This window comes from Roseomonas sp. KE2513 (assembly GCF_016107305.1).
GTDB lineage: Bacteria > Pseudomonadota > Alphaproteobacteria > Acetobacterales > Acetobacteraceae > Roseomonas.
In genome coordinates this window covers 40,220-46,570 of sequence record NZ_RCVR01000038.1, presented here as the reverse complement: position 1 = coordinate 46,570, position 6,351 = coordinate 40,220, and the positions used below count along the sequence as shown (strand labels likewise).

Annotated in this window: 9 protein-coding genes; 2 read left to right on the top strand and 7 right to left on the bottom strand. The window is 69.4% G+C overall.

Translation table 11 applies throughout. The annotated features are described in order from the left end of the window. Positions 1-333: 333 nt before the first annotated feature. Entirely contained in the window at positions 334-591 is a 258-nt protein-coding gene (locus tag D9599_RS24810; protein WP_198383984.1) for a hypothetical protein, read from the bottom strand. A 124-nt stretch (positions 592-715) separates the two neighbouring features. Between D9599_RS24810 and D9599_RS24805 the strand changes: the two genes are divergently transcribed. Further along, a complete protein-coding gene (locus D9599_RS24805; protein ID WP_198383983.1) occupies positions 716-1,288 on the top strand; it encodes a hypothetical protein in 573 nt (190 codons plus the stop codon). A gap of 40 nt (positions 1,289-1,328) precedes the next feature. On the opposite strand, the gene D9599_RS24800 is transcribed toward D9599_RS24805, so the two are convergent. The 6 genes from D9599_RS24800 to D9599_RS24775 form a co-directional block, all read right to left on the bottom strand. Continuing rightward, positions 1,329-1,535 carry a hypothetical protein gene (locus D9599_RS24800; RefSeq protein ID WP_198383982.1) on the bottom strand — a complete coding sequence of 69 codons (207 nt, stop codon included), beginning with the start codon at positions 1,533-1,535 and terminating at the stop codon, positions 1,329-1,331. Between the two features lie 544 nt (positions 1,536-2,079). Then, positions 2,080-2,358 (bottom strand): hypothetical protein, encoded by a 279-nt coding sequence (locus D9599_RS24795; RefSeq protein ID WP_198383981.1) that lies wholly within the window; start codon positions 2,356-2,358, stop codon positions 2,080-2,082. 105 nt (positions 2,359-2,463) lie between these two features. Next, on the bottom strand, positions 2,464-3,003 hold the full coding sequence (gene ssb / locus D9599_RS24790) for a single-stranded DNA-binding protein (RefSeq protein WP_198383980.1): 540 nt from the start codon (positions 3,001-3,003) through the stop codon (positions 2,464-2,466). Positions 3,004-3,407: 404 nt separating this feature from the next. After that, on the bottom strand, positions 3,408-4,430 hold the full coding sequence (locus tag D9599_RS24785; RefSeq protein ID WP_198383979.1) for a hypothetical protein: 1,023 nt from the start codon (positions 4,428-4,430) through the stop codon (positions 3,408-3,410). Positions 4,431-4,435: 5 nt separating this feature from the next. Continuing rightward, complete coding sequence (locus tag D9599_RS24780) at positions 4,436-4,948, bottom strand: hypothetical protein (RefSeq protein ID WP_198383978.1); 513 nt, start codon at positions 4,946-4,948, stop codon at positions 4,436-4,438. Between the two features lie 225 nt (positions 4,949-5,173). Beyond that, a complete protein-coding gene (locus D9599_RS24775; RefSeq protein ID WP_198383977.1) occupies positions 5,174-5,668 on the bottom strand; it encodes a hypothetical protein in 495 nt (164 codons plus the stop codon). A gap of 129 nt (positions 5,669-5,797) precedes the next feature. Between D9599_RS24775 and D9599_RS24770 the strand changes: the two genes are divergently transcribed. Continuing rightward, positions 5,798-6,349 (top strand): hypothetical protein, encoded by a 552-nt coding sequence (locus D9599_RS24770; protein WP_198383976.1) that lies wholly within the window; start codon positions 5,798-5,800, stop codon positions 6,347-6,349. The last annotated feature ends 2 nt before the right edge of the window (positions 6,350-6,351 follow it).

Below are 6,351 nucleotides of genomic sequence, written 5' to 3'. Positions count from 1 at the left end.
AAGCCGGCGTGCCTGGGCGGGGCCCGGTCCTACTACCGCCCGGAGAGATGGGCGAGGGAAAGGCTGATCCACACACGGCGTGCCGGAGCGGGCCACACGCACTCCGCCAGTTGTCCTGGTGCCAGCCGCTCATCACCAGCACACCGTTTGGACATTGGGCGCAGCGGGGGCCGACAGACCGCGCGAGAGCGAAGGCGAAGCCGTAGCGTGGATCGTTACCCGAAGGGCCGAGACCCCGCTTGGGGGCTCGGGGAGGCCGCTCTTGCGGCCGAGTAGAGCCCGGTCCCCGCTCTTGCGGGGACGCGCCCAGATCTTGCGGAAGCCCCGCCAGGCTCAGCCAGCGGAAGCGACGAGCCCGCCCGTCTTCCAACGACGTTCGCCGGTCTCTCTGTGTTCGGAGCAGTACCAGACGCCAGGAATGCCTTTGAGGAGATCCCCGCCGAACCCGAAGGTGTCCCATCGGCCGCACTCGGGGCAGAAGTGTTCGAAGGGCTGGCCCGGCTCGACGCGCACGACGCCGCGACGTCTGTCGTCGGTCTGGTCGACGGGCGTGTCAGTGAGGGGGCGGTAGGGAGGGCGGTTCTCATCCATGCCAGGTAGTTCTGCATTCCGCGCGATATGGCGTGCTTTGTGAAAAATAATCGTTCAGCATCAGTCATTTATCTTGGAGTAGCCCTGCCCGTTCAACTAGATTCACGGCAGTAGGACGGCTGACATGGAGGCTACCGTGGTTGGATCGAACAACGTGGTGCAGTTCCCACTGCGGCGGGTGCTCCCGGAACAGGTGGCGAAGGCGTTCGAGGGCGTGCCCGACGTGCGCGAGATCAGCAACATCGCCGATGCTTTCCAGCTCGAGATGCCGTCGCAGGACCTGCGCGATCGGGTGGAAGCAAGCGTGGCGGAGTTCGTGCTGACCAATGTGCCGCCGGAGAAGGGAGCCCGTCGTGAGGCCGCGCTGCGCGATCTGCTGGCGACGTATGCCGAGCGGGCGGAAACGGCGGCCGAGGTGGCGCGAGACGCCTGGGTGACGGCGGAGGCGGCGCAGGAGGGAGTGGTGCTGCGGCAGCAGGAGCAGGGCACGGACGCGGCGCTGGAGATCCTGTCGCAGCGGGCGAACGACCTGACGGAGCAGGCGGCGCAGCTGACGATCACCGCCTACGGGTACTCGGTGGAGCGATCCGCCGCGGCACGGGTGGTGTCGCTGGCGCTGCGCGGCGAGGAGTGGAAGCCGACCACCCTGCGCGACGCCGAGCTGGCGGTGTTCGGCCTCGCGGTGGTGGGGGGCTGAGGGCGGCCGACCAACGGCGCGGATCAGGCGATCCGGGCCGTCAGTGCTCCTGAACAGCTTCGAGGCGGTCGTAGGCTCGGCGATCTGCGGCCTGCGCCTCGCGCAGGAGGCGGGCGCTCTGGGCGGCGTTGAGCGGCTCGGCGTCGGCGCCCTCTCGTAGCCGCTGGGTCTCGTGTTGCCAGCGGCGAAACTCGGCCAAGCAACCGGCTTCGGCGGTGCGCGGGACGGTGGGAGGATGATGGAACACGTCACGCCTCCCGTTGACCGGACGAGCGGGAAGGGCAGCGGGCGCGCGTGAGCGTGCCTGCCCTGGTGAGCGAGCGGACCATGGCGAACCTCGGTGTGAATGGTGGAAGGAGCCAGCCGTGCGCCGAAGGCGACGGCTGACCAGCGTGCGGCCCGGTCAGGCGGCGCGCCGATGCCTCGGCCGCGAAAGTGTGGGCAGTGCCGGATAGCGGTTGTCCGGCCGTCCGAAGCCCTCGTCCTCGTGCAGCTGCAGGAGGTGGATCGCGACGGTCCGTCGCGCAGGGAGCGCAGGACGGCCAAGCCGGTGCGATTAGCGGCATAGACGCTGAGCCAGTGCCCCGTGGCGGGATCGCGCCGGGCAGCGTGGTACTGGCCGTTGAGGAAGCCCTCCACGATCCAGGGTGTGCGGCAGATGGCGGTGCGGCCGAAGCGGGCGCGCCAGTAGCCGTCATTCTGCAGGTAGAAGATCGAGCCGAGGGCGACGGTGCCAACGCCGAGCGGGTTGTCGCCGCCCTGGCGGCGCTGGGCGTGATACTGGCGCAGCATCAGAAGGGGATCTCGCTGTCATCGAAGACGGGGCGCGGCGGCGGCACGAAGCCCGGCGTGTCCAAGCGGTAGCCGTCGTAGCCGTAGCGGTCGCACATGGCGTTGGCGAAGCGGCTGGCGGCGGCGCGCGAGGCGAAGCGGTAGGGGTGGCAGGAGGTCGTGACGTGGCAGCGGCCGTAGAGACCCTCGAAGCCCTCCTCGTGGACGTCCTCGAAGACGACGGTGGTCAGTGCAGGCGGGCGCGGCAGCGCCACGGAAGCGAGCAGGCTGGCGGACATCGCTGGAATCCTCGTGCGCCGGGCAGGCCGTCAGGCCGCCCGGTGAGGTGGAAAGGGCAGGAGCGAGAGGCGTCCGGCGCCTCGAAAGGCGCCGGAGCGCGGGCGTCAGAACGGCACGTCGTCGTCCAGGTCCGCCTTCGGCGCGTCCCAGCCGGAGCCGCCGCCAGCACCCGCCGCCGCACCCGCCCGGGCGCGCTGGCGACCGCGGCCGCGGGTGTTGCCCTGCGCCGGACGCTCGCCGCCCTCGGCCGAGGCGCCGGCCTCGCCGCGCGCCTCCCGGTCGCCCGACTGGTTCGGACTGCCGAGCATGATGAGCTCGCCGCGGAAGGGCCGCAGAACCACCTCGGTGGAGTAGTGGTCAGTGCCCTGGGCGTCGGTCCACTTGCGGGTCTCGAGCTTGCCCTCGATGCTCACCAGGTCGCCCTTGCTCAGGTACTTCTCGACCACATCGCGCAGGCCCTCGGTGAAGACCGACACCCGGTGCCACTCGGTGCGCTCCTGGCGCTCCCCGCTGGTGCGATCCGTCCAGCGCTCGCTGGTGGCCAGGCTGAAGCTCACCACCCCGCCGCCGTTCTGGAAGGTGCGGGGCTCCGGGTCATTGCCCAGGCGACCAATCAGCAGAACCTTGTTCATCGAGCCGGCCATCGTCCGATCCTCTTCATTCTCTCTCCCCGAAGAGGCTTCCGGCCCGTGCCGGTCGCGTCTCCTCGGGTGCGGTCGACAGGAGACGCGGTGGCGGGCGGTCCTACCCCTGAGGCATGTGAGGGAGGGGGTTGGGGTTGCGACGCAGCGGGGCACTGCCCCGCGCACGGCGCGGCCCCGGCCCCTGACCGAGAATGCCGAACCGCAGGCGCTTTTCCCGGCTTCGGGGAAAGCGGGGGTAGGAGCGGCCGACACCGTGGCTCAGACCGCAGCACCACGAGGAGATGCGGCCGGTACGGGCAGGCAACCGACACACCTCTCCCCACTCTCGTCCTCTGGACATCTCCCCCGCTCCTTTCGAGTTTTCTCCTCTCCCCTCTCCCCCGCCCCCCTCTCGCTTGCCCCAATCAGGCGGCTTCGGCCGCCGCCTCCGGATCGGGCAGGTCGTCCATGAAGGCCCAGTGGAAGGCTGCCAGCGGACCGAGATCGCTCCAGTCCACCTCGCCCTCCTCGTGCAGCGCCCGGAGTTCGTCGGCCGCCGCGGCGACCCGGGCCTCGATCGGATCCGCCGGGGACTCTGGCAGGGCAACCGGAAAGAAGGGCGAGCGTGCCCCCTGCCCCGGCTCCGCCAGCAGGGCCACCTGACGGCGGTGGAAGGCGACCATGTGCCGGGCCAGGAAGGCGTCGGTCTTGCTCCGCCCGGCGAGGAAGGCGACCCGCCGCGCGGTCTGCCCGTAGGCCTGGCTGTCCACGGAGGCCACGCGTGGGTGGTCCCTCAAGGCGTGCATGGCCTCAGATTTCACCCCGTAGAGATGAAGCCTCGCCGGGGCATTCCCGAGCGCCCGATCCAGGGTGTCGATCACGCGCAGCACCCCGTCAGCACCGCCGACCTGACGACGGCAGACGCTGCCCACGCCGAGCACCGGGACACACTCGACGCCCGGCAGGCGGTCGAGGCAGCGCAGGTAGTGGTCGGGGCGCCAGCCCCGCACCACGGGGGCGAGCCGGTCGGCGATGCCGCGGTCTTCCGCCTCGCGGAGGCAACGCAGGTAGAACCGCACCGTGCCGGCGATGCGGTCCAACACCTCGGCGTCGTTGCGGGCGATCTCCGGCTCGACGCAGAGATCCATGGCGGAGAACCAGCGCCACGGCGCGGCGGCGGCAAGGTCGACGTAGGCGGCGACTGTCCAGGGGTAGAAGCGGTAGCGGGCCATCGCCACGAAGCCGGCAGAGTCCAGAGCGGCGTCGAGCCCGGCGAGGCGCCGCAGCGGCCGGTGGTCGAAGCCTACCCAATCCCGGATGTCGAGGCGATCCGGACGCCAGATCGAGAAGGCGTTGGCGCTGAGCAGCACCGGCGTTTGCAGGCGCCGGGCTGCAGCGAGAAGGGGCCCGTCCGCGAGGTGCGGCAGGCCAAGCAGGAAGTCCGGCATGATGGTCAGAATAGCGACGGCTGGTCGGAGGCCCAATCCGCGGCACGCGGGCGGGACAGCTCGGCAACCGGCAGCTTCTCGGGCTGGTAGCGCGCCTGCAGGCGATTCAGCAGGGCGCGCTCGCCGGCCTCGGTCTCGCGCGCGAGGGTGGAGCGGAGGCGGGCGACCAGCCCTGCCGAGCGAAGCCGCGCGATCACCGCGCGCTCCAGGTCGGAAAAGGTGAAGGCCGGATCACCCCAGCATGGGTGGGCGATCAGCTCCTCGAGGAAGCGCAGCTTGTCAGTGGTGGAGGTGAAATACTCTGCCCAGAACCCGTGCACGTCGTAGTGCGCGATCATGCCGAAGTGTTGGCACAGCACGCGGTAGAACTTCAGCGTGAAACGCTTGCGCGGAAAGTCCTCGGCAATGAACGCGAGCAGCTGGTTGCCGAAGGCAGCCTTAGCCGCGTCGTCATTGAACCTGGTGGCGGTAAAGTCTTCCGCGCGCAGTGGCGGGTTCTGAAAGCTGGCGACGGCCATGGTGTTCGGGCCTCCGTATGGGTTTCTTTGAACCCTTCACGGCGGGCGCGTCGGCGGCGGACGGGGCAAGGGCGCGCGCCTTCGCGCGGGCGGCGCCAGCCGCCGTCCCTTGCGGCGGCCGACGAGGCGCGGCAGCTTTCTTATCTTCTCGTCCCATTGCGGCCACCGCACGACGATGCACCGCAGCTGCGTCGATCAGGCACGATGTCGCCATATCGGCCCAGGTCAGGCCGCCTCATCGCGGTAGATCGCGATGGCCTGTTCTTCCGGCATGGTGTTGAGCCACGCCTTCACCTTCCACTTCGTTCTCACGTCCTCCGATTCCAGAACCTGCTTCAGCTGATCGGCTGTCAGCACCTTGCTCTGGAAAATCCCTGGCTTCTCTGCGTGGGTGTAGAGGGCGCGGTTTCTGAGCGAACGCTTCAGGTCGCGCCGCACGATCCATACGGTGAGAAGGTCATCCACGATCCACTCGGTGTCCTGGACAATCATGCGCGGTGGCCCGCCTGTGGGTGTGCCGATGTCCACCTCCGGCAGGGTTTTTCCGTGGGCATCCAGGCGCAAGCGCAAGGTGTTGGGCTGTACATTCGTGCCGCCACCAGTTCCGTGGTTCTGGGCGTAACCCTCCTTTTTACCGTCAATCCAGATATCGGCGTGGAAGTTGCTCGTCTCCTCGCTCAGGGCGGCGCTGTAGGAGACCTTACGAAGCTCGATCTTCATGGTGGCTGCTCTGCCCCAGAGGCCGCGAGGCGCCGGCTCGGCCGATGGCCGAAGTGGCATCGCCCGGCACCGCGCATCCCGGCCGGTCCGTGGCCCGTTGGAGGGGGAGCACGGATGGAATGGGAACCGATGACCGAGGCGAAGGACGGAAAGGCAATCAAGGTGAACCGGGCGCCGGTGCTGACGCTGTGGGCCGCGGTGGTGGCCGAGCGGCTCGGACACGACCAGGACGCGGCGATTACGCTGGGCCGGGCCGTGGCCGGCTCCAGCGCCCGCGTGAAGGCCAAGGCCATCGGCATCGCCGAGGACGCGCACGAGGGCGGTGATCTCCGCGACGAGGCGCGCAAGCAGGGTGAGGGCAAGCAGCGGCCCAAGGCCGTGCATCTGCTCGGCCGTGACGTGCCGGTGGTCGAGGAGAAAGGGGCTCTACTCGCGCTGGACCATGACAAGGCGGCGTCGCCGAAGGCGGCAGCCGGCTACGTCGAGCGGGCTTTCGGCGAGGACCTCGGCGCTGTCAGGAAGGCGATGCAGGACCTGGCGGTCTCGATGGAGCCCGAGGAGCTGAACCGGGTCAGCTTTCGGCTCTATGAGCACTTCCGGCCGGAGGTGCCGGCGGGCGCCAAGGGCTGGGGCGCCAAGGGTCTCTTAGATCTTGGTAAGATCCGTGCCGCAGCGATCTAGAT

Coding starts and splice junctions, on each gene's coding strand:
- D9599_RS24810 (WP_198383984.1), bottom strand. CDS start 591: ATGGATGAGAACCGCCCTCCCTACCGCCCCCTCACTGACACGCCCGTC.
- D9599_RS24805 (WP_198383983.1), top strand. CDS start 716: ATGGAGGCTACCGTGGTTGGATCGAACAACGTGGTGCAGTTCCCACTG.
- D9599_RS24795 (WP_198383981.1), bottom strand. CDS start 2,358: ATGTCCGCCAGCCTGCTCGCTTCCGTGGCGCTGCCGCGCCCGCCTGCA.
- ssb (WP_198383980.1), bottom strand. CDS start 3,003: ATGGCCGGCTCGATGAACAAGGTTCTGCTGATTGGTCGCCTGGGCAAT.
- D9599_RS24785 (WP_198383979.1), bottom strand. CDS start 4,430: ATGCCGGACTTCCTGCTTGGCCTGCCGCACCTCGCGGACGGGCCCCTT.
- D9599_RS24780 (WP_198383978.1), bottom strand. CDS start 4,948: ATGGCCGTCGCCAGCTTTCAGAACCCGCCACTGCGCGCGGAAGACTTT.
- D9599_RS24775 (WP_198383977.1), bottom strand. CDS start 5,668: ATGAAGATCGAGCTTCGTAAGGTCTCCTACAGCGCCGCCCTGAGCGAG.
- D9599_RS24770 (WP_198383976.1), top strand. CDS start 5,798: ATGACCGAGGCGAAGGACGGAAAGGCAATCAAGGTGAACCGGGCGCCG.